Genomic DNA, 21,281 nt, shown 5'->3' with positions numbered 1-21,281 from the left:
GCTGGCACTGGCGGGCACCGTCAGTGAGCATGTGCCTGCTCCCATGTCCCGTCAGCTTCCCATGCACGGAGGGCAGCGACGACCGCTACCATATCCCGCCGGTCCAGCACCCCGCCTTCAATGCTGAGCAGAACTTCGCGCTCAACCCAAGCGTCGAAGGAGACGAACAGGGTCGTGAACGGGGACGGCTTCGGCTTCTCCGCTTCCTCTATCCGCTTGATGCGGCGTTGAAGGGCGCAGATGACGGTCGCGGCTTTTGAGCGGTCTCCAGCTTCACCACGCGGCGCTGAAGTGCCCGGAGGCTCGACACTACGGTCAGCCCTTCCTGGTGAGCGCCTTGCTCACCTCAATGTCCGCCGCGCCCTTCCCGGATTCCAAAGCTGCCTGCTCAGTCGATGCGTCAAACGTCTACCGCTGCACAAATGGCGATGGCGTCGGCCTGTTCACCTTCGCAAAGGTGTTCGGCGCACATGGCCTGCCAAAGCTGAAACGCTATTCTTCCGCCGCATCGGAAAGACCGCGCACTAATAAAAACGCGGGCAGGCATCGCTGCCCGCCCGCGCCTCATGATTCAGCGATCCCGCGCTCAGGCGGCGTCGCCGGCCTTTTCCTTTTCCTTCTTGGCGTAGACGCGGATCGGTTCCTTGCGGCCTTCCACTACGTCGCGGTCGATCATCACCTCGTCAACGCCGTCCATCGACGGCAGGTCGAACATGGTGTCGAGCAAGATGCCCTCCAGGATCGAACGCAGGCCGCGCGCGCCGGTCTTGCGCTCGATCGCCTTCTTGGCGATCGCGACCAGCGCGTCCTCGGTGAAGGACAGGGTCACCGCCTCCATCTCGAACAGCTTCTGATACTGCTTGACCAGCGCGTTCTTCGGCTCGGACAAGATCTTGACCAGCGCGTCGACGTCCAGGTCCTCCAGCGTCGCGATCACCGGCAGCCGGCCGACGAATTCGGGGATCAGGCCGAATTTCAGCAGGTCCGCCGGCTCGCTCTGGCGCAGCACCTCGCCGGTGCGCCGCTCCTCGGGCGCGGCGACATAGGCGCCGAAGCCGATCGACTTGCCCTGCAACCGGTCGGCGATGATCTTTTCCAGGCCGGAAAAGGCGCCGCCGCAGACGAACAGGATATTGGTGGTGTCGACCTGCAGGAATTCCTGCTGCGGGTGCTTGCGGCCGCCCTGCGGCGGCACGGAGGCGGTGGTCCCCTCCATCAGCTTCAACAACGCCTGCTGCACCCCCTCGCCGGACACGTCTCGAGTGATCGACGGATTTTCGGCCTTGCGGCTGATCTTGTCGATCTCGTCGATGTAGACGATGCCGCGCTGCGCCCGCTCGACATTATAGTCGGACGCCTGGAGCAGCTTCAGGATAATGTTCTCGACATCCTCGCCGACATAGCCGGCCTCGGTCAGCGTCGTCGCGTCCGCCATGGTGAACGGCACGTCGAGCAGCCGCGCCATAGTCTGGGCGAGCAGCGTCTTGCCCGAACCGGTCGGCCCGATCAGCAGGATGTTGGACTTGGCCAGCTCGACATCGCCGCCCTTGGCGCCGTGGTTCAGCCGCTTGTAGTGGTTGTGCACCGCAACGGAGAGGACCCGCTTCGCCTGGGTCTGGCCGATCACATACTGGTCGAGATGCTCGCAGATCTCGTGCGGGGTCGGCACGCCGCCGTCGCGCTTCGACACCAGCGCCGACTTGGTTTCCTCGCGGATGATGTCGTTGCACAGCTCGACGCATTCATCGCAGATGAACACCGTCGGCCCGGCAATCAGCTTGCGAACCTCATGCTGCGACTTGCCGCAGAAGGAGCAGTAGAGCGTGCTCTTCGAATCGCCGCCACTCAACTTGGTCATCCGTTCCTTCCTTCGGCCCGCCGTGCGGGCCCGTTCGGGCGGGGCATCCTAGACCGCGCCCATTCTATCCGACAATGCCGAATTTTCCGTTTCGCCGCGCCGCGCCGGTCAGGCGGCGGGCGCCGCCGGTTCCTCCACCGGCTGCGGGCGCTTGTCGAACACCTCGTCGATCAGGCCGAACGTCTTCGCCTCGTCGGCGCTCAGGAACTTGTCGCGTTCCATGGAGCTTTCGATCGTCTCGATCGGCTGGCCGGTATATTTGGCGTAGAGTTCGTTCATCCGGTGGCGGATGCGCAGGATTTCCTTGGCCTGGATCTCGATGTCCGTCGCCTGCCCCTGGGCGCCGCCCGACGGCTGGTGGATCATGATCCGCGCGTTGGTCAGCGCCACGCGCATCCCCGGCTCGCCGGCGGCCAGCAGGAAGCTGCCCATCGACGCCGCCTGGCCGATGCACACCGTGCCGACGCGCGGGCGGATATACTGCATCGTGTCGTGGATCGCCATGCCGGACGTCACCACCCCGCCCGGCGAGTTGATGTACATGTAGATGTCCTTCTTCGGGTTCTCGGACTCGAGGAAGAGCAGCTGGGCGGTGATCAGCGAGGCCATATGATCCTCCACCTGCCCGGTGACGAAGATGATCCGTTCGCGCAACAGCCGCGAATAGATGTCGAAGCTGCGCTCGCCGCGGTTCGATTGCTCGATGACAATCGGGACCAGCGCGTCGTGGATCTGGCCGTTTTCGAACGGATTATTCATGAAGAATCCCTGATTTCCTGCTCGTCGGGGGGTAATGCCTAGGCGCTAAGATCGGGTGAAGGCAAGCCGGGTTCAACCCCACCCGGCGCCGGATGCGCCAGGTAGGCCAGCCGCCGCACTTCCAGCCGCCCGCGCACCACCGTATCGAGGATCAACCCGCACAGCCCGTTCAGGATGGCGAGGATCATCAGCCCGGTCGCCAGCACCGCCGTCGGCAGGCGCGGGACAAGCCCGGTCTGGCTGTAGGTGACGGCCAGCGGCGCGGCGAGGACCAGCGCCGCCAGCGCCAGCAGTGCGCCGACCCCGCCGAAGAACAGCACCGGCCGTTCGATGCGGAACAGCGTGGCGATCGTGCGCAAGATGCGCCAGCCGTCGCGCCAGGTCGACAGCTTCGACGCCGATCCTTCCGGGCGGGCGGCATAGGATGTCAGCTTCTCCGCCACCGGCATCCGCAGTTCGAGCGCGTGGACACTGATCTCGGTCTCGATCTCGAAGCCGGACGACAGCACCGGAAAGCTCTTTACGAACCGGCGGGAAAACACGCGGTAGCCGGAAAATATGTCGCTGAAGCTGCGGCCGAACAGCCAGGCGAGGATGCCGGTGAACAGCCGGTTGCCCAGCCGGTGGCCGCGGCGATAGGCCGCCTCCACCTCGCTCTGCCGGGCGCCGACGACCATGTCGAGCCGTTCCTCGGCCAGCATCCGCACCATCGCCGGGGCGGCGGCGGCGTCGTAAGTCGCATCGCCGTCGGCCATCACGTAGATGTCGGCCTCGATGTCGGCGAACATCCGGCGGACGACATGGCCCTTGCCCTGCATCCGCTCGTCACGAACGGTGGCGCCGGCCTTGCGCGCGGCGTCGGCGGTGCGGTCGCTGCTGTTGTTGTCGTAGACGTAGATCGCCGCCTGCGGCAGCGCGGCGCGAAAGGCGGCGACGGTCGGGCCGATCGCCGCCTCCTCGTTATAGCAGGGCAACAGCACCGCGATTCGCGGCAACCGAGCGGGATCGGTCATCATCGCCTTCCCTTAGCCGGTTCCGCCACGCCGGCGAAGGCCGGAATGGCGGGCCTTGGCGATGCTCAGCCTTCCGCCTTCTTGGCGGCCGGCTTCTTCGCCACCGGCTTCGGCTTGGCCGGGGCCTCGTCCTTCGCCGCCGCGACCTTCTTCGCCGCCGGCTTCTTGGCCGGGGCCGGCGCTTCCTCGGCAGCAGCGGTCTTCTTCGGGGCTGCCTTCTTCGCCGCGGGCTTGGCGGCGGCGTCCTCGGCCTTGGCCTCCTCGCTCACCACCTTTTTCGGCGCGGCCTTCTTGGCGGCCTTCGGCTTGGCATGGTCGTGATCGTGGTGGTCATGGCCGCAACCGGGGCCGTGGACATGGCCGGCATCGTCCTCGGACTCGATCTCCGCCTCGATCTCGGCACGGCTGACCTCACGCTCGCTGATCTCCGCCTTGGAGAACAGGAAGTCGACGACCTTGTCCTCATAGAGCGGCGCGCGCAGCTGGGCGGCGGCCATCGGTTCCTGCTGGATATACTGGACGAAGCGCTCGCGGTCCTGCGGGTTGTACTGCTGCGCCGCCTGTTGGACGAGGCGGTTCATCTCCTGCTGGGTCACCTCGACGCCGTTGGCCTGGCCGATCTCGGACAGCAGCAGGCCCAGGCGGACGCGGCGCACGGCGATCGCGCGGTAATCCTCGCGGTCCTTCTCCATCTCGGCGCGCGCGGCCTCCGGGTCCTCCTCGTGGCTTGCCTCGTGCTCAAGCTGCGCCCAGATCTGGTTGAACTCGGCCTCGACCATCGACGGCGGCACGTCGAAGTCGTGCGCGGCGGCCAGCTGGTCGAGCAGCCGGCGCTTCATATGGGTGCGGGTCAGGCCGTTGTGCTCCTGCTCGATCTGTCCCTTGAACAGCTCGCGAAGCTGGTCCAGCCCTTCCAGGCCCAGCGCCTTGGCGAATTCCTCGTCGGCGACGGTTTCCTTCGGCGTCTTGACCGCGGTGATCACCAGGTCGAACGTCGCCGGCTTCCCCGCCAGATGCTTGGCGTTGTAGTTTTCGGGGAAGGCGACCTCGATCGTCTTCTCGTCATTGGCCTTCACGCCGACAAGCTGGTCCTCGAAACCGGGGATCAACTGCCCCGAACCGATCTCGATCGCCATGCCCTCGCCCTTGCCCCCGGCGAACTCCTCGCCGCCGACCTTGCCGACGAAATCCATCGTCACCAGGTCGCCGGTCTTCGCCTTGTAGGTCGGTTTGGCGTCGTCCCAGCTCTTGTTCTGCGCGGCGATACGGGCCACCGCCTCGTCGATCTGGGCGTCGGTCACCGGCGCGGTCAGCCGCTCCAGCTTCAGCCCGTCGATCTGCGGCGTCGGCACCTGCGGCAGCACCTCGAGCGAGACGGTGATCTCGGCGTCCTTGCCCGGCTCATAGCCTTCGGCCAGTTCCACCGCCGGCTGCATCGCCGGGCGCAGCTTGTTGTCGGCGAGGATCTTCTGCACGCCTTCCTGGATCGAGCTGTTCAGCGCATCCTGCTGCAACGCCGGGCCGTGCATCTTGCGGACCAGGTTGGCCGGCACCTTGCCCGGGCGGAACCCCGGCATCCGCACCTGCGGGGCCACCGTCTTCAACTCCGCCTCGACGCGCTTGTCGATGTCCTTGGCGGTGATGGTGAGCGTGTAGGCGCGCTTCAGGCCTTCGTTCAACGTCTCGACAGTCTGCATTTCGGTCAACATGCCTTTTCAAGCTGAATGGCGATGGCGGCAGCGTGCATGGGCGAAACTGGTGCGGGCGAAGGGATTCGAACCCCCACATCTTGCGATACTGGAACCTAAATCCAGCGCGTCTACCAGTTCCGCCACGCCCGCGTCAGGACCGCCGGTCGGCGGCGTCTATAACAGGAGGGCACTCCAGAGCAAGCGGATCGGGCGACCAGCCGCCCCAAAAGCCTGGAGCCCGTCCGCTTCAGGTGATGCGCAACATCGTTGGAATGGCGCTGGAGGGCGGTGCCGCCTGAACAGGACAGATTTCTAGCCGAGCGCCTTCTTCAGTTGCGCGTTCACCACCTGCGGATTCGCCTTGCCGGCCATCGCCTTCATCGTCTGGCCGACGAAGAAGCCGAACAGCGCTTCCTTGCCGTCCCTGTACTGGGCGACCTTGTCGGCATTGGCGGTCAGCACATCGGCGATCACCGCGTCGATCGCGCCGGTATCGCTGGTCTGCTTCATCCCGCGTTCCGCGACGATCTTCGCGGGGTCGTCACCGGTTTCCAGCATGATCTCGAACACCTGCTTGGCCAGCGTGCCGGACAGGGTGCCATCGGCAACCAGCGCGAGCAGCTCGGCGCCCTGCTCCGGGCCGACCGGGCTGGCGTCGATATCCTTGCCGATCCGGTGGAGGGCGCCGAACAGGTCGGAAATCACCCAGTTGGACGCCGCCTTCGGCGTCACCCGGTCGCCGCACGCCGCGAGCAGCCGCTCGAACCAGCGCGCCGTCTCCACCTCGGCGGTCAGCACCGCCGCGTTGTAGGCGGTGATGCCCAGCACGTCGCGATAGCGCGCGCGCTTGGTGTCCGGCAGCTCCGGCAGGCTGGCGCGGCATTCGGCGATGAACGCCTCGTCCAGCTCCAGCGGCAGCAGGTCGGGATCGGGGAAATAGCGATAATCGTGCGCGTCCTCCTTGGAGCGCATCGATCGCGTCTCGCCCCGGTCCGGGTCGAACAGGCGGGTTTCCTGGACGATGCGGCCGCCGCTTTCCAGCACGTCGACCTGGCGCCGCGCCTCATGCTCGATCGCCGCCATCACGAAGCGGACGGAATTGACGTTCTTGGTCTCCGTCCGGGTGCCGAATTCCTCGCCCGGGCGGCGTACGCTGACGTTGACGTCGGCACGCATCGACCCTTCTTCCATATTGCCGTCGCACGACCCGACATAGCGCAGGATGGAGCGCAGCTTGCGGACATAGGCCCCCGCTTCCGCCGGGGAGCGCATGTCCGGCCGCGACACGATTTCCATTAGCGCGACGCCGGACCGGTTCAGGTCGACATAGGACCGGGTCGGGTGCTGGTCGTGCATCAGCTTGCCGGCATCCTGCTCGACATGGATGCGCTCGATCCCGACGACCTTCTCCTCACCCTCGGCCGGCTCGATCGCGATCGAGCCCTCGCCGACCAGCGGGTGGTAGAGCTGCGAAATCTGGTAACCCTGCGGCAAGTCGGCATAGAAGTAATTCTTGCGGTCGAACCGTGACCAGCGGTTGATCTCCGCCTCGATCGCCATGCCGGTGCGCACCGCCTGGCGAATGCATTCGCGGTTCGGCACCGGCAGCATGCCCGGCATCGCCGCGTCGACCAACGACACCTGCGTGTTCGGCTCCGCGCCGAACGCGGTGGCCGCGCCGGAAAACAACTTGGCGTTTGAGGTGATCTGGGCGTGGACCTCAAGCCCGATCACCACCTCCCATTCGCCGGTGGCGCCCTGGATTCGGTAGCTGCTGGTCGTCATCGCACCGTCTCTAATCGGATCGGCGGCTATCGCAAGCGTCAGAAGGTCGGCGCTTCGCTTTCAGCGCGGCGGACCTCCGCCTTGCGCCCGTCGGCCAGCAACCGTCGCGACCAGACCCGCGCCGGCTGCTCGACCCAGCGATAGGTCAGCCAGGAACAGCCGACGACGATGACCACCATCGCCACGGTCACCGCATCGCTCCACGGTGCGGGCAGCGCGATCCAGTCGGCGCCGCCCAGCACCGGGTTGGGTCGGGCGAACCGCTCGCCGCCGATCAGTTGCAATCCGTCGATCAGCCGCGCCTGCACGAAGACGTGGATCATGTAGATCGAATAGGACAGCGTACCGAGCAGCCGGGGCAGCGGCCGGCGGAGCGCGCTGCTGATCGCGCCCCCTTCCCCGGCAAAGACGAAAATCGTGAGCGCGAACAGCAGCGGTGCCGCGAAGGTCGCCGGCCCGGTCCCGATCAGCGTGACGAAGGCGATGCAGGCGGCAACGACGGCGGCCTCGGCCAGCGTCGCGGCCCCGGCTGTCGCCGGCCGCCAGCGCACCACGCCAAGTGCGCTGTGCAGCAGCACGCCCAGGCTGAACCCGTAGAAGCAGCGCAGCCAGCCCAGCTCATAAGTCGCATCCAGCCCACGGTCGGACCACAGCCACAACCCGGTCAGCGCCGCGACCGCGATCAGCCCGAACAGCGGCAGAGCGCGCCGCCCGCCGACAAGCACGACGACAGCGAACAGTGCGTACGCCCACATCTCGGCGGCGATGCTCCACGCCGGGCCGTTCCATTGCAGGGTGTCGGTCAGTCCGAAGGTGTTGAGCAGCAGCAGCGACGCGACAAATTCGAACGGGCTGCGGCCGTTGGTGAACGGCACCCGGGTCGACAATCCGCCGGCACCGCACAGCAGCAGCACCAATTCCACTGCCAGCATCACCAGCAGCACGAACAGGTGCAACGGATAGATCCGCCCCATCCGGAGGCCAAGGAAACGCCAGCCCGAAAAACCGGCCTGCAAGCGCCCCAGATAGGCATTGGCTATAACGAAGCCACTGAGAACGAAGAAAAAATCGACGAACAGCCAGCTATGCCGGACGATACTCAGGTTGCACAGCACGCCGTTGGTGTGGAAATGGAACAGCACGACGGCGCAGGCGCAAAGTCCTCGAAGGCTGTCGAGCACCTCGAAACGATGCGACAAAACGCGTCCCCTTGCTAACCGGCGGCGCTTCTCCCAGCTTTTCGACGGCCGCGCGAGAGCATTTAGCATGTTTTCCCGCAATACGGCGCTATTTCGTCACCACCAGTCGCTAGGGCGTTCACCAAAGCCGGCCCGCGCCTCGATCGCCAGGCCGGCGTTCAGCACGGTCTGCTCGTCCAGCGGCCGGCCGATCAGTTGCAGGCCCAGCGGCAGGCCCTGCCCGTCCAGTCCGCCGGGAACCGACATCGCCGGCAGGCCGGCCAGCGACGACGGCACGGTGAACACGTCGTTCAAATACATGGCGATCGGATCGGCGCTGCGCTCGCCCAGCGCGAAGGCGGCGGACGGCGCGGTCGGGGTCAGCAGCAGGTCGCAGCTTGCCCAGGCCTGCTCGAAATCGCGGGCGATCAGCGCCCGGATCTTCTGCGCCTGCGTGTAATAGGCGTCGTAGAACCCGGCAGACAGCACATAGGTGCCGATCAGGATGCGGCGCTTGACTTCGGCCCCGAACCCGGCGGCGCGGGTGGCGGCGTACATGTCCTGCAACCCGGCGCCTTCGGGCAGGTCGCGCAGCCCGTAACGGACGCCGTCATAGCGGGCGAGGTTGGACGACGCCTCGGCCGGCGCGACGATGTAATAGGCCGGGAGGGCGTAGCGGGTGTGCGGCAGCGACACTTCGACCACCTCGGCCCCGGCGTCCTTCAGCCAGGCGGCGCCCTGCCGCCACAACGCGTCGATCTCCGCCGGCATATCGTCGACGCGGTACTCGCGCGGGATGCCGACGCGCTTGCCGCGCAGGTCGGCGGACAGCCCCGCCTCCCAGTCGGGCACCGGCAGGTCGAGCGAGGTCGCATCCTTCGGGTCGAAACCGCTCATCGCCTGCAGCATCAGCGCGCAGTCGCGCACGTCGCGCGCCATCGCCCCGGCCTGGTCCAGCGACGACGCGAAGGCGACGATGCCCCAGCGCGAGCAGCGGCCGTAGGTTGGCTTGATCCCGGAAATGCCGGTGAACGCCGCCGGCTGGCGGATCGACCCGCCGGTGTCGGTGCCAGTCGCCGCCGGGCACAGCCGCGCCGCCACCGCCGCCGCGCTGCCGCCCGACGATCCGCCCGGCGTCAGCGCCGCGTTGCCGCCGTCGTTCCGCCGCCACGGTGACACGACGTTGCCGAACGCGCTGGTTTCGTTGGACGATCCCATCGCGAACTGGTCGAGGTTCAGCTTGCCGAGCATGCCGGCGCCGGCCGCCCACAGCTTTTCCGATACCGTCGATTCATACGGCGGCACGAAATCGCCGAGCATCGCGCTGGCGGCTGTCGACCGCACGCCGGCGGTGCAGAACAGGTCCTTCATGCCGATCGGCACGCCGGACAGCGGCGCCAGCGTGCCCGCCGCGCGCGCCTTGTCGGCGGCGTCGGCGGCGGCCAGCGCATGCTCCGGCGTTTCGGTGATGAATGCGTTCAGCGGCCGCGCCGCCGCGACGCGGGCAACGAACTGCTCGGCCACCTCGCGCGCGGTGAACGCGCCATCCCGCACGCCGTCGCGGATCGCGGCGATGCCCAGATCGGTCAGCGCGGCCATTATTCGATCACCTTCGGCACGGCGAAGAAGCCGTGCTCGGCCTGCGGGGCGTTGGCCAGCACCGCGTCGCGCACATCGCCGTCGGTCACGACGTCGTCGCGCAGCCGCAGGGTGTTGGCGATAACCGCGGTCATCGGGGTGACGCCGCTGGTGTCGACCTCGCCCAGTTGCTCGATCCAGCCGAGGATGTTGTTGAGTTCGGGCACCATCGCCTCGGCTTCGGCATCGCTGACCGCGATCCGTGCGAGGCCGGCGATCCGGCGGACTGTGGCTGTATCGACTGACATGCCGCGCGGCTAGCATTCGGCCCGGCCGGCTTCAAGCACGACGGTAGTGTTGGACGCGATCCCGTCCGCCCGCTAGGTGGCGGACAGCGCAGTTCGGAGCAACCACTTGGCCCGGAAATTCCTGTATTTCATCGCCGGTGCGGTCGTCCTCGTGCTGGTCGCCGCCTTCGCCTACCGCCTGTTCAGCGCTCGGATCATGCGCGCCGCCTTCGTGCCCAGCGCCGCCTTCCAGGCGGCGCCGAAGGTCGCCGCCGACGCCTATGCCGATCCGGCAATGTGGTATTCCTACCCCGGCAAGGGCCCGACCGACCCGTCGCTCTGGGTGCCCGAAGGCTATCAGCCTGCCGGGGCTCCACCCGCCGCGCTGTTCTATATTCACCCGACAACCTACCTGGAACGCTCGGCCTGGAACGCCCCGCTCGACGACATCGAGGCCAGCGAACGCGCCCGCCTGTTCCTGCGCGCCCAGGCCAGCGCCTTCAACGGCGTCGCCACCGTCTGGGCGCCCAAATACCGGCAGGCGACGTTCGGCGCCTTCCTGACCGACCGCGCCGATGCGGAGAAGGCGCTGGCCCTCGCCTATGGCGACGTGCTGTCGGCGTTCGACCGCTTCGTGAAGGACCTGCCCGCCGACCGGCCGATCATCCTCGCCGGGCACAGCCAGGGCTCGCTCCACCTGACCCGGCTACTGCGCGAGCGGGTGGCGGGGCGGCCGATCGCGCAGCGCATCGTCGCCGTCTACATCGTCGGCTGGCCGATATCGGTCGACACCGATCTTACCGCGCTCGGCCTGCCGCCGTGCGAAACCGCCGAACAGGCCGGGTGCCTGCTATCCTGGCAAAGTTTCGCCGAGCCGGCCGACCCGTCGCTGATCTTCGAGCATTACGACGAGACCACCGGCTTCAACGGCGTATCGCGTGCCGGCACGCCGATGCTGTGCACCAACCCGCTGACCGGTATTCCGTTCACCGCCGCCGGCGCCGAGGCCAATCTCGGCACCCTGTTCCCCAGCAAGGACCTGAAGAGCGCGACGATCGAGGCGGGGCGGGTGCCGGCGCGCTGCGACGGGCGCGGCATATTGCTGATAGGCGAGCCGCCAGAGCTTGGCCCTTACACCCTGCCCGGCAACAATTATCATGTGTTCGACTATCCGCTGTTCTGGGCCAATGTCCGCGCGGATATTGCCCGGCGTCTGGCGACCTACCTCGCCGAACAGCCGGGCGAACTGCGTTGATCGCCACCAACCCCGCCGCTTTCCGCGCAGCGCTGCCCGACGGCGGGCGGCTGATCGGGCTGGATGTGGGTACCCGGACGATCGGCACCGCGCTGTGCGACGCCGGCTGGACGATCGCCAGCCCGGCATCCCTGGTCCGGCGGACGAAATTCTCCGCCGACCGCGCCGGGCTGGAGGCGCTGATGACGGAGCAGCAGGTTGCCGGCATCGTCATCGGCCTGCCGCTCAACCTCGACGGCAGCGATTCGCCGCGCACCCAGTCGATCCGCGCCTTCGCCCGCAACATGGCTGACGCCAGGCCGATCCTGCTGTGGGACGAACGCTGGTCGACCCAGGCGGTGACCCGCACGCTGATCGAAGCCGACGCCAGCCGGGCGCGCCGCGCCGAACTGGTCGACAAGCTCGCCGCCTCCTACATATTGCAGGGCGCGATCGACGCGCTCGCCGGGTTGTAACCCCGGCTTGCACGCGGCAATGAGGCGGTGATGACAGCGAAGCGAATTCTCCTGATCGTCGGCGGCGGGATCGCGGCCTACAAGGCGTGCGAGTTGATCCGCCTGCTCCGAAAGGACGGGCTGGGCGTGCGCTGCGTGCTGACCGACGGTGGCGCGCATTTCGTAACCGCGATGACGCTGGCCGCCCTGTCGGAACAGCCGGTCCACACCAGCTTGTGGGACCTGAAGGACGAAGCGGAGATGGGCCATATCCGTCTCAGCCGCGAAGCCGATCTCGTCGTCGTCTCCCCCGGCACCGCCGACCTGATGGCGCGGATGGCCGCCGGCATATCGGACGATCTGGCGACGACGCTGCTGCTGGCGACCGACAAGCCGGTGCTGGTCGCCCCGGCGATGAACGTGCGGATGTGGCTGCACCCCGCGACCCGGCGCGCCGTCGAACGCCTGCGCGCCGACGGCGTGACGGTGATGGAGCCGGACGAAGGCGCAATGGCCTGCGGCGAATACGGTCCCGGTCGCTTGCCCGAGCCGATCGCCATCCTCGCCGCGATCCACGCGATGCTGGCGGCGGAGCCCACCGCCAGCCGCCCGGCCAAGCTGCCGCCGCCGGCCGGCGGTCCGGCATGGATCGGCCGCGACGCGCGGCTGGCCGGGCGGCACGTCATCGTCACCGCCGGGCCGACGCACGAGCCGATCGACCCGGTGCGCTACATCGCCAACCGCTCGTCGGGGAAGCAAGGCTATGCGATCGCCGGCGCCCTCGCCGCGCGGGGGGCGCGAGTGACGCTGGTCTCCGGCCCGGTGGCGCTGCCGACACCGCCGGGCGTGGACCGCGTCGATGTCGAGACCGCGCGCCAGATGGCGAGTGAAGTCGCCCGCGCCCTGCCCGCCGACGCGGCGGTGATGGTCGCGGCGGTCGCCGACTGGCGCGTCGAGCCGGCCGCCGGCAAGATCAAGAAGCGCACCGACGGCAAGCCGCCGACGCTGGGCCTGTCCGAGAACCCCGATATATTGGCTGAACTGGCCCGCGATCCGCGCCGCCCCACGCTGGTCGTCGGCTTTGCCGCGGAGACCGAGAATGTCGTCGACAACGCCGTCGCCAAGCGGACGCGCAAGGGCAGCGACTGGATCGTCGCCAACGACGTATCGGGCGACGTGATGGGCGGCGCCGAGAACCGCGTCCACCTCGTCACCGCCGACGGCGTCGAGGATTGGCCGCAGGGCAGCAAGCTGGCGGTCGCCGAACGGCTGGCCGAACGGATCGCCGATGCATTGGGGACCGCACGATGACGGTGACGATCAAGGTCAAGCGGCTGCCGCACGGCGACGGCCTGCCCCTCCCCACCTACGCCACCGCCCATGCCGCCGGCATGGACGTCGTCGCGGCCGAGGCGCTGACCCTTGCCCCCGGTGCTCGCCACGCCGTCGCCACCGGCTTCGCCTTCGCCATCCCCGAAGGGCATGAGGTGCAGGTCCGCTCCCGCTCCGGCCTGGCATTGAAGCACGGTGTCGTCTGCCTCAACGCGCCGGGAACGATCGACGCCGACTATCGCGGCGAGGTGAAGGTGATCCTCGCCAATCTGGGCAGCGAGCCGTTCGCCATCGCGCGCGGCGACCGGATTGCCCAGCTCGTCCCCGCCGCCGTCACCGCCGCCTGGTTCGCCGAGGTCGAGGAGCTGGACGAGACCGCGCGCGGCGCCGGCGGCTTCGGCTCGACCGGGGTGTGACGCTCAGCGACACCCAGCTCGATCGCTACGCCCGCCACATCATCCTGAAGGAGGTCGGCGGCGCCGGGCAGCGGGCGCTGCTCGCCGGCCATGTCGCGGTGATCGGCGCCGGCGGCATCGGCTGCCCGGCAATCGCCGCGCTGGCGGCGGCCGGGGTCGGCCAGCTGACCGTGATCGACGACGACCGGGTCGCGCTGTCCAACCTGCAACGCCAGACGCTGTTCGCCACCGCCGATGTCGGGCGGTTGAAGGTCGACGCGGCGGCGGACGCTGTCGAGCGGCTGAACCCGGATATCGGCGTTATCGGGCAGGCGGTAAGGCTGGACGCCAGCAACGCCGCCGCGCTGCTCGCCGACGCCGACGTGGTGCTCGACGGCTGCGACAATTTCGCCACCCGGCTGATCGTCGCCGACGCCGCGCTCGCCCTCCACATCCCGCTGGTCTCCGCGGCTGTCGGGCAGTTCGACGGGCAACTGGCGGTCTATCGCGGCTGGGAAGCCGGCAAGCCTTGCTATCGTTGCCTGGTCGGCGACGATCCCGACCAGCCCGACATAAGCTGCGCCGACCAGGGCGTGCTCGGCGCGCTGACCGCAACGCTCGGCGCCCTCGCCGCGATCGAGGCAATCCGCCAGATCGTGCCGTTCGGGGCGGACAGTGCCGGCCGGCTGCTGCGGCTCGACGCGCTCGCCTTCCGCTTCCATACCGCCGCGCTGCCGAAAGATCCGGAGTGCCGATGCGCGGGCTGACCCTGATCGTGCTGACTGCCGACCGCGAACGGCTGGACGCCGCGATCGCCGTCGCAAGCGCCACAGCAGCGCTTGGCGGGCGCAGCCGGCTCTACCTGCACGACCGCGCGGTCGCCCTGCTGCACGGCGCGTCGCTCGACGACGCGCTGGCATTGGGAGTGGAGGTCATCGCCTGCCAGAGCGGCCTCGCCGCCGCCGGGCTGGCGCTGGACCGATTCGATCCGCGCATCGCCGGCGGCGGACTGGTGTCGCTGCTCGCCGAAGCGGGCGACGACCGCATAATCACTGCCTGAGGGCGCTCAGGCCTTCTTTGCCTTCTTCGCCGGTGTCTTCTTCCGGGCCGGCGCCTTCTTGGCCGGTGCCTTCTTCTTGCCGCGTGCCGGGGCGGCCGCGCGCGCGTCGATCAACTGCGCTGCTTCCTCCAGCGTCACCGCCTCCGGCTCCAGCCCCTTGGGTAGCGTCGCATTGGTGGTGCCGTCGGTCACATAGGGGCCGTAGCGGCCGGCCATCACCCGAATCTCCGCCTCGGTTCGCGGGTGGGCGCCGAGCACGCGCAGCGGCGCGGCAGCGGCACCGCGCGCGGGGCGGCCGCCATTTGCCGCTGCCTCGGCCAGCTTGACCACGGCGGCGTTCATGCCGGTTTCGAACACCTCCGTCGTGCTGCTCAGCCGGGCATATTTGCCGTCATGAGCAAGATAGGGGCCGTAACGGCCGATGGATGCGGTGATCGGCTTGCCGCTTTCCGGGTGCGGACCGATCTCGCGCGGCAGCGACAGCAGCTTGACCGCCCAATCGAGAGTCAGGCCGTCGCCCGGCAGATCCTTGGGGATCGACGCGCGCTTCGCCTCCTTGCCGTCACCAAGCTGGATGTAGGGGCCGAACCGGCCGCTGCGCCGGGTGATGTCCAGGCCGCTCGCCGGGTCGGTGCCCAGCGCCTCCGGCCCGCTGTCGCCGCCATTGTCACCGCCCGGCTGGGCGAAGCGCCGGGTGTATTTGCACTCCGGGTAGTTGGAGCAGGCAACAAAGGCGCCGAACCGGCCGCCGCGCAGCGCCAACCGCCCGGCCTTGCAGCTTGGGCAGAGGCGCGGATCGCTGCCGTCCGCCTGCGGCGGGAACAGATAGGGCTCCAGGAACTGGTCGAGCGCGGCGGTGATGTCCGACGGCTTCTGCTCCATGACCTGCTCGGTCTTCGGCTTGAAATCCTTCCAGAACGCCTCGAGCACCGCCTGCCACTGCGCCCGGCCGCCGGAGATGTCGTCCAGCTCGTCCTCCAGCCCAGCGGTGAAGTCGTAGGAGACGTAGCGCTCGAAGAAGCGTTCGAGGAAGGCGGTGACCAGCCGGCCGCTCTCCTCGGCAAAGAAGCGGTTCTTCTCGGTCCGGACATAGGCCCGGTCTTTCAGCACCTGGATGATCGAGGCGTAGGTCGACGGGCGGCCGATGCCTAGTTCTTCCAGCTTCTTGACCAGGCTGGCTTCCGAGAAGCGCGGCGGCGGCTGGGTAAAATGCTGTTCGGCGTGAACCGCCTTGCGCGCCGGGGCGTCACCCGCCGCCAGCCGGGGCAGGCGGCGCGAATCATCATCGCCGTCGCCGCCGGCCGGGTCGTCACGTCCTTCCTCGTACAGGGCGAGGTAGCCGGGAAACAGCACGACCTGGCCGGTGGCGCGCAGCGCGGTCTGGCCGGTGGCATCGGCCAGTTCGACCGCGGTCCGTTCCAGCCGGGCGGAGGCCATCTGGCTGGCAAGCGCGCGCTTGAAGATCAGATCGTAGAGCCGCGCCTCGTCGCCGGAGGCGGCGCGGTCGTTGGCGAAATCGGTCGGGCGGATCGCTTCGTGCGCTTCCTGGGCGTTCTTCGCTTTGGCCGTGTAGTGGCGCGGCTTGTCGGGAACATAGCTGCCGTCATAGCGATCGGCGATCGCGCGGCGGGCGGCGGAGATCGCGCTTTCGTCCATCTGGACGCCGTCGGTTCGCATATAGGTTATCACCCCGGACTCATAGAGAGTCTGGGCGACGCGCATGGTGTGGCTGGCGGAAAAGCCCAGCTTTCGGGCCGCTTCCTGCTGCAAGGTGGAGGTAGTGAACGGCGGCGGGGGGTTGCGGGTCGCCGGCTTGGTTTCAACCGATACGACAGTGAAACGACCGGCCTCTACAGCCGCCTTCGCCGCCTCCGCATCGCCGGCGGCGCCGATCGTCAGCCGATCGATTTTCTCGCCGCGCCAGCGCACCAGCCGGGCGACGAACGGCTGGCCGTCCTGCTCCATGTCGGCGAAGACCGACCAGTATTCCTGCGCGACGAAGCTTTCGATCTCCCGCTCGCGCGAGACGATCAGGCGCAGCGCAACCGACTGCACCCGCCCGGCCGACTTGGCGCCGGGCAGCTTGCGCCACAGCACCGGCGACAGGGTGAAGCCGACGAGATAATCGAGCGCGCGACGGGCGCGATAGGCGTCGATCAGGTCGTCGTCGAGCGCGCGCGGCGCCTTCATCGCCGCCGTCACCGTTGCCTTGGTGATCGCGTTGAACGTCACCCGTTCGATGTCCTTCGGCAGCGCCTTCTTCTGGCGCAGCATTTCCTGCACGTGCCACGAAATCGCCTCCCCTTCCCGGTCGGGGTCTGTGGCGAGGATCAGCCGATCGGCCTGCTTCGCCGCGTCGACGATCGCGCGCAGTTGCTTGCCCTTGTCGGCATAGGCTTCCCAATCCATCGCGAAGCCTTCGTCCGGCCGGACCGATCCGTCGCGCGGCGGCAGGTCGCGGATGTGGCCGTAGGAGGCGAGGACGCGGTACGCCCCGCCGAGATATTTCTCGATGGTCTTCGCCTTGGCAGGCGATTCGACGATGACAAGCTGCATGAAACCCCGGATCGAAAACGCTTCACGTACGCATGCGAGGATGGGAAGCCCCGGTGCGCCCCGTCAAGAGGGAGAGAGGATTACCCGCCCCGATCCATACCGATTGACCATGCCGCTGGAGTTCGTCCGCTTCAGGCGGAGTCGGCACCGGCCCGCTCCCCTACCCGGCGGGAAGCGCGACGCGGGCGCCGGCATGCCGCTCCAGCCGCCCGGCCAGTTCCAGTTCGAGCAGCACCGTCTGGACGACGGCCGGGGCCAGCCCGGCCTGGCGGATCAGCTCGTCGACCGCCACCGGCGTCGGGCCGAGCAGGGTGATGACGGCCCGCCGCTCGCCGTCGGTCGCGTCGGCGGCGATCGGCTGGGCGGCGAAGCGATCGGCCGGCTGGGCGACGACGCGCCGGTCGAGCGGGCCGATCGCCTCGACGACGTCGGCGGCGGACTGGATCAGGATCGCGCCATCGCGGATCAACTGGTTGCAGCCCTGCGCGCGCGGGTCGAGCGGCGAGCCGGGTACCGCCATCACCGCCCTGCCGGCCTCGCCGGCCAGCCGGGCGGTGATCAGCGAGCCGGAGCGCGGCGCCGCCTCCACCACCACGGTGCCGGCGGCCAGCCCGGCGATGATCCGGTTGCGCCAGGGAAAATGGCGGGCATGCGGTTCCGTGCCCGGCGGCTGTTCAGCGATCAGCAGACCGCGCACAGCGACCTCTTCCTGCAATGCGGCGTTTTCGGGCGGAAAGACCACGTCGATGCCGCCGGCGACGACGGCGATGGTGCCGCCGTCGAGCGCGCCGACATGCGCCGCCGTGTCGATGCCCCGTGCCAGCCCGGAGGCGACGCTGATCCCGTCGCTGGCCAGCGCCTGCGCCAGCCCGCGCGCGAAGCGGCAGGCGGCAGCCGAGGCATTGCGCGCGCCGACGACGGCGACCGTCGTCCGCGCCGCCAGTGGGACGGCGCCGCGCACGACCAGCACCGGCGGCGCGCTTTCGACATGGGCGAGAAGCGGCGGATAATCGGCATCGCCGGTGAACAGATAACGGGCGCCAAGAGCGGCGGTGCGTGCCATCTCCGCCCGCACCGCGCCCGTCTCCGCCAGCCGTGGCGCCCGCCCGCCGCCACGTGCCGCCAGTGCCGGGATCGCGGCCAGCGCCGCCGCCGCGTTGCCGAAACGGGCGATCAACTGGGCATAGGTCACGGGGCCGATATTGGCCGAGCGGATCAGCCGCAATCTGGCAAAATCATCGTCGCCGGAAGCGGCGTCAGCCACCCTTGGCGCCGCCGATGCGCGGCTCGGTGCCGGCGAGCAGCCGTTCGATGTTGGCGCGGTGGCGCCACAGCACCATCAGCGCCAGGGCGATCAGCAGCAGCGCCAGTTCGAACCGGCCGCAGATCGCGGCGACGAGCGGCGCTGAGACCGCGGCGGCCATGCCGCCGACCGAGGAATAGCGGAACAGTGCCAGCGCGCCGACCCACACCAGCGCGAACACGCTGCCGACCGGCCAGTAGAGCGCAAGAGCGACGCCGAGCAGGGTCGCCACCCCCTTGCCGCCGCGAAAGCCCAGCCAGACCGGGTAGAGGTGGCCGAAGAACGCCCCCGTCCCGCCGAGCAACGCCCCGGATTCGGGCAGGATCAGCCCGCCGAGCAGCACCGCCGCCGCGCCCTTGCCCGCATCGAGCAGCAGCGTCGCGGCGGCCAGCTTCTTGCCGCCGACGCGCAGCACGTTGGTCGCGCCGATATTGCCGGAGCCAGCCTCGCGAATATCGCCGATTCCGGCCATGCGACCGAGCAACAGGCCGAACGGAATGGCCCCGAGCACGTAGCCAAGGGCGAGCGCCGCCGCCGGTCCCATCCAGAGCATGTCGATCAAGCTCCCCAGCCCCCGTTCAAGACCGCCAGTTTAGGGCCTTGATCCAGACCGGCAATAACTTACAGCAAAATCTCAATGGCCGACACCCGTCCCCTGCTTTTCTTCGATTCCGGTGTCGGCGGCCTGTCCGTTCTCGGTCCGACGCGCGCGCTGCTGCCGACCGCGCCCGTCGTATACGCGGCCGATTCGGCCGGTTTCCCCTACGGCCTGAAAAGCGAGTCGGAAATCGCGGCGCGGGTGCCGGCGCTGCTCGGTCGGCTGGTCGAGCGGTACCGGCCGCGTCTGGTCGTCATCGCCTGCAACACCGCGTCGACGATCGCGCTGCCGGTGATCCGTGCCGCGCTCGACGTGCCGGTCGTCGGCACCGTGCCGGCGATCAAGCCGGCGGCACTCGTCTCGAAAAGCCGGGTGATCGGGGTGCTTGGCACCGATGCGACGGTGCGCCAGCCCTATGTCGACCGGCTCGCCGCCGAATTCGCCGCTGACTGCACCGTGCTGCGCCACGGATCGGCCCGGCTTGTCGAGCTGGCCGAGGCGAAACTGCGCGGCGAAGCCACCGACCCGGCCGAATATGCCGCGATCGTCGCCGCGCTGACCGATCAGCCGGGTGGCGCGGGGATGGACGCGATCGTCCTCGCCTGCACCCATTTCCGGCTGATCGAGGACGAACTGGCGCGGGCGGCGCCGGGCGTGACGCTGGTCGACGGCGCCGAGGGCATCGCCCGCCGCATCGCGCACCTGACCCGGGGACAGGGCTGGCCGGAAGCGGCGCCGCCCGGCATCGCGCTGTTCACCCAGCGCGACGCGGGACAGGAGCCGCTGATCCCCGCGCTCGCCGGATTCGGGCTGCAGCGGATCGACACGCTGTAGGTCCCCGGGCGGCGCAAACACCCGCCGCCGCTTGCCGAATCGGCCGGAAACCATGCTGTTGCGAGCTGTTCTCACTGGTAATACGATAGTTCACGGGCTATCGGCACGGCCGAGATGACCCAGAACAGCGACGAGCGCGCGCTCGACTACAACCACGTGTTCGCCCAGGCGATCGACCGGCTGCACAGCGAAGGCCGATACCGCGTGTTCATCGACATCCTGCGCAACAAGGGCATGTTCCCCAACGCGCGCTGCTTCGCCGGGCATAACGGGCCGAAGCCGATCACCGTCTGGTGCTCCAACGACTATCTGGCGATGGGCCAGCACCCCGACGTGATCGCCGCGATGGAAGAGGCGCTGCACGATGTCGGCGCCGGGTCCGGCGGCACCCGCAACATCGGTGGCAATACCCATTACCATGTCGACCTGGAACACGAACTGGCCGACCTGCACGGCAAGGGCGGCGCACTGCTGTTCACCTCCGGCTACGTGTCGAACGAGGCGGCGCTGGCGACACTCGGCCGGCTGCTGCCGGGCTGCATCGTGTTTTCCGACGCGCTGAACCATGCGTCGATGATCGCCGGCATCCGCCATTCCGGCTGCGAGAAGCGGGTGTTCCGCCACAACGACCTCGCCCATCTGGAGGAATTGCTGGCGGCAGCACCGGTCGGCGCCGCCAAGCTGATCGCATTCGAAAGCGTTTATTCGATGGACGGCGACGTCGCGCCGATCGCCGAGATCTGCGACCTGGCCGACAAATACAACGCGCTCACCTATCTGGACGAGGTCCACGCCGTCGGCATGTACGGCCCGCGCGGCGGCGGCATTTCCGACCGCGAGGGCGTCGCCCACCGGCTGACCATCATCGAAGGCACGCTGGCCAAGGCGATCGGCGTGATGGGCGGCTATATCGCCGCGGACCGCACGATCATCGACGTGATCCGCAGCTATGCGCCGGGCTTCATCTTCACCACCTCGCTGTCGCCGGTGCTGGTCGCCGGCGCGCTCGCCAGCGTCCGCCACCTGAAGGCGTCGAGCGCCGAGCGCGACGGGCAGCAGGCGGCGGCGGCGCGGCTGAAGGCGATGATGCGGGATGCCGGCCTGCCGGTGATGGCGTCGACCACCCACATCGTGCCGCTGATGGTCGGCGACCCGGTCAAGGCCAAGAAGATCAGCGACATTCTGCTCGCCGAATACGGCGTCTACGTCCAGCCGATCAATTACCCGACCGTGCCGCGCGGCACCGAGCGGCTGCGCTTCACCCCCGGGCCGACCCACAGCGAGGCGATGATGCGCGAGCTGGTCGGGGCGCTGGTCGAGATCTGGGACCGGCTGGAAATGCGCAAGGCGGCCTGAACGCCGCCC

The 21,281-nt window shown here is 68.6% G+C and carries 19 protein-coding genes and 1 tRNA gene; 8 read left to right on the top strand and 12 right to left on the bottom strand.

Annotated features, from left to right (window positions below):
• Window positions 1-586 precede the first annotated feature (586 nt).
• The 9 genes from clpX to gatC all read right to left on the bottom strand — a co-directional run bounded on the left by clpX (window position 587) and on the right by gatC (window position 10,170).
• Window positions 587-1,858 (bottom strand): ATP-dependent Clp protease ATP-binding subunit ClpX, encoded by a 1,272-nt coding sequence (gene clpX / locus E4A53_RS02380; RefSeq protein ID WP_136161520.1) that lies wholly within the window; start codon window positions 1,856-1,858, stop codon window positions 587-589.
• Window positions 1,859-1,966: 108 nt separating this feature from the next.
• Entirely contained in the window at window positions 1,967-2,617 is a 651-nt protein-coding gene (clpP, locus tag E4A53_RS02375; RefSeq protein ID WP_136161519.1) for an ATP-dependent Clp endopeptidase proteolytic subunit ClpP, read from the bottom strand.
• Between the two features lie 38 nt (window positions 2,618-2,655).
• Complete coding sequence (locus tag E4A53_RS02370) at window positions 2,656-3,630, bottom strand: glycosyltransferase family 2 protein (RefSeq protein WP_136161518.1); 975 nt, start codon at window positions 3,628-3,630, stop codon at window positions 2,656-2,658.
• Between the two features lie 65 nt (window positions 3,631-3,695).
• A complete protein-coding gene (gene tig, locus E4A53_RS02365) occupies window positions 3,696-5,327 on the bottom strand; it encodes a trigger factor (RefSeq protein WP_136161517.1) in 1,632 nt (543 codons plus the stop codon).
• A gap of 59 nt (window positions 5,328-5,386) precedes the next feature.
• Window positions 5,387-5,471, bottom strand: a tRNA-Leu gene (locus E4A53_RS02360).
• A gap of 162 nt (window positions 5,472-5,633) precedes the next feature.
• Complete coding sequence (gene gatB, locus E4A53_RS02355; protein ID WP_136161516.1) at window positions 5,634-7,106, bottom strand: Asp-tRNA(Asn)/Glu-tRNA(Gln) amidotransferase subunit GatB; 1,473 nt, start codon at window positions 7,104-7,106, stop codon at window positions 5,634-5,636.
• A gap of 38 nt (window positions 7,107-7,144) precedes the next feature.
• A complete protein-coding gene (locus E4A53_RS02350; RefSeq protein ID WP_168694293.1) occupies window positions 7,145-8,305 on the bottom strand; it encodes an acyltransferase family protein in 1,161 nt (386 codons plus the stop codon).
• 96 nt (window positions 8,306-8,401) lie between these two features.
• On the bottom strand, window positions 8,402-9,883 hold the full coding sequence (gene gatA / locus E4A53_RS02345) for an Asp-tRNA(Asn)/Glu-tRNA(Gln) amidotransferase subunit GatA (RefSeq protein ID WP_136161514.1): 1,482 nt from the start codon (window positions 9,881-9,883) through the stop codon (window positions 8,402-8,404).
• A complete protein-coding gene (gene gatC / locus E4A53_RS02340; protein ID WP_136161513.1) occupies window positions 9,883-10,170 on the bottom strand; it encodes an Asp-tRNA(Asn)/Glu-tRNA(Gln) amidotransferase subunit GatC in 288 nt (95 codons plus the stop codon). Before gatC ends, gatA begins: the two co-directional genes overlap by 1 nt.
• Before the next feature lie 106 nt (window positions 10,171-10,276).
• On the opposite strand from gatC, the gene E4A53_RS02335 reads away from it, so the two are divergent.
• Genes E4A53_RS02335 through E4A53_RS02310 form a run of 6 tightly spaced genes read left to right on the top strand, consistent with a single transcriptional unit; the run spans window position 10,277 to window position 14,625 of the window.
• The gene (locus E4A53_RS02335) at window positions 10,277-11,404 is read left to right on the top strand and encodes a DUF3089 domain-containing protein (protein ID WP_136161512.1); all 1,128 of its coding nucleotides are present in this window, start codon (window positions 10,277-10,279) and stop codon (window positions 11,402-11,404) included.
• Window positions 11,401-11,859, top strand: coding sequence for a Holliday junction resolvase RuvX (ruvX, locus tag E4A53_RS02330; RefSeq protein ID WP_136161511.1), 459 nt, complete (start codon window positions 11,401-11,403; stop codon window positions 11,857-11,859). Before E4A53_RS02335 ends, ruvX begins: the two co-directional genes overlap by 4 nt.
• A 30-nt stretch (window positions 11,860-11,889) precedes the next feature.
• A complete protein-coding gene (locus E4A53_RS02325; protein ID WP_136161510.1) occupies window positions 11,890-13,149 on the top strand; it encodes a bifunctional phosphopantothenoylcysteine decarboxylase/phosphopantothenate synthase in 1,260 nt (419 codons plus the stop codon).
• The gene (dut, locus tag E4A53_RS02320; protein WP_136161509.1) at window positions 13,146-13,586 is read left to right on the top strand and encodes a dUTP diphosphatase; all 441 of its coding nucleotides are present in this window, start codon (window positions 13,146-13,148) and stop codon (window positions 13,584-13,586) included. Before E4A53_RS02325 ends, dut begins: the two co-directional genes overlap by 4 nt.
• Window positions 13,583-14,332: a HesA/MoeB/ThiF family protein gene (locus E4A53_RS02315; RefSeq protein WP_136161508.1), complete on the top strand. Its 750-nt coding sequence runs from the start codon at window positions 13,583-13,585 to the stop codon at window positions 14,330-14,332. Before dut ends, E4A53_RS02315 begins: the two co-directional genes overlap by 4 nt.
• Window positions 14,320-14,625, top strand: coding sequence for a peroxiredoxin (locus E4A53_RS02310; protein ID WP_239018094.1), 306 nt, complete (start codon window positions 14,320-14,322; stop codon window positions 14,623-14,625). Before E4A53_RS02315 ends, E4A53_RS02310 begins: the two co-directional genes overlap by 13 nt.
• 6 nt (window positions 14,626-14,631) lie before the next feature.
• Here the strand turns inward: E4A53_RS02310 and topA are convergent, their stop codons facing one another.
• The 3 genes from topA to plsY all read right to left on the bottom strand — a co-directional run bounded on the left by topA (window position 14,632) and on the right by plsY (window position 19,037).
• Window positions 14,632-17,181, bottom strand: coding sequence for a type I DNA topoisomerase (topA, locus tag E4A53_RS02305; protein WP_136161506.1), 2,550 nt, complete (start codon window positions 17,179-17,181; stop codon window positions 14,632-14,634).
• A 160-nt stretch (window positions 17,182-17,341) separates the two neighbouring features.
• On the bottom strand, window positions 17,342-18,445 hold the full coding sequence (gene dprA / locus E4A53_RS02300; protein ID WP_136161505.1) for a DNA-processing protein DprA: 1,104 nt from the start codon (window positions 18,443-18,445) through the stop codon (window positions 17,342-17,344).
• Entirely contained in the window at window positions 18,438-19,037 is a 600-nt protein-coding gene (gene plsY / locus E4A53_RS02295) for a glycerol-3-phosphate 1-O-acyltransferase PlsY (protein ID WP_239018118.1), read from the bottom strand. Before plsY ends, dprA begins: the two co-directional genes overlap by 8 nt.
• An 84-nt stretch (window positions 19,038-19,121) precedes the next feature.
• On the opposite strand from plsY, the gene murI reads away from it, so the two are divergent.
• Both murI and hemA read left to right on the top strand, forming a co-directional pair.
• Window positions 19,122-19,916, top strand: coding sequence for a glutamate racemase (murI, locus tag E4A53_RS02290; protein ID WP_136161504.1), 795 nt, complete (start codon window positions 19,122-19,124; stop codon window positions 19,914-19,916).
• A 114-nt stretch (window positions 19,917-20,030) separates the two neighbouring features.
• Complete coding sequence (gene hemA, locus E4A53_RS02285; protein WP_136161503.1) at window positions 20,031-21,272, top strand: 5-aminolevulinate synthase; 1,242 nt, start codon at window positions 20,031-20,033, stop codon at window positions 21,270-21,272.
• Window positions 21,273-21,281: the final 9 nt, after the last annotated feature.

Origin of the sequence: Sphingomonas flavalba (assembly GCF_004796535.1) — a bacterium.
Lineage (GTDB): Bacteria > Pseudomonadota > Alphaproteobacteria > Sphingomonadales > Sphingomonadaceae > Sphingomonas_L > Sphingomonas_L flavalba.
Note: the sequence above shows the minus strand (reverse complement) of the source record. Positions and strands in the feature narration are given on the sequence as shown.

Bases quoted from the DNA above. Each gene is read 5' to 3' on its own strand.
- clpX (WP_136161520.1), bottom strand. From the start codon at position 1,858: ATGACCAAGTTGAGTGGCGGCGATTCGAAGAGCACGCTCTACTGCTCC.
- clpP (WP_136161519.1), bottom strand. From the start codon at position 2,617: ATGAATAATCCGTTCGAAAACGGCCAGATCCACGACGCGCTGGTCCCG.
- E4A53_RS02370 (WP_136161518.1), bottom strand. From the start codon at position 3,630: ATGACCGATCCCGCTCGGTTGCCGCGAATCGCGGTGCTGTTGCCCTGC.
- tig (WP_136161517.1), bottom strand. From the start codon at position 5,327: ATGCAGACTGTCGAGACGTTGAACGAAGGCCTGAAGCGCGCCTACACG.
- gatB (WP_136161516.1), bottom strand. From the start codon at position 7,106: ATGACGACCAGCAGCTACCGAATCCAGGGCGCCACCGGCGAATGGGAG.
- gatA (WP_136161514.1), bottom strand. From the start codon at position 9,883: ATGGCCGCGCTGACCGATCTGGGCATCGCCGCGATCCGCGACGGCGTG.
- gatC (WP_136161513.1), bottom strand. From the start codon at position 10,170: ATGTCAGTCGATACAGCCACAGTCCGCCGGATCGCCGGCCTCGCACGG.
- E4A53_RS02325 (WP_136161510.1), top strand. From the start codon at position 11,890: ATGACAGCGAAGCGAATTCTCCTGATCGTCGGCGGCGGGATCGCGGCC.
- dut (WP_136161509.1), top strand. From the start codon at position 13,146: ATGACGGTGACGATCAAGGTCAAGCGGCTGCCGCACGGCGACGGCCTG.
- E4A53_RS02310 (WP_239018094.1), top strand. From the start codon at position 14,320: ATGCGCGGGCTGACCCTGATCGTGCTGACTGCCGACCGCGAACGGCTG.
- topA (WP_136161506.1), bottom strand. From the start codon at position 17,181: ATGCAGCTTGTCATCGTCGAATCGCCTGCCAAGGCGAAGACCATCGAG.
- plsY (WP_239018118.1), bottom strand. From the start codon at position 19,037: ATGCTCTGGATGGGACCGGCGGCGGCGCTCGCCCTTGGCTACGTGCTC.
- murI (WP_136161504.1), top strand. From the start codon at position 19,122: ATGGCCGACACCCGTCCCCTGCTTTTCTTCGATTCCGGTGTCGGCGGC.
- hemA (WP_136161503.1), top strand. From the start codon at position 20,031: ATGACCCAGAACAGCGACGAGCGCGCGCTCGACTACAACCACGTGTTC.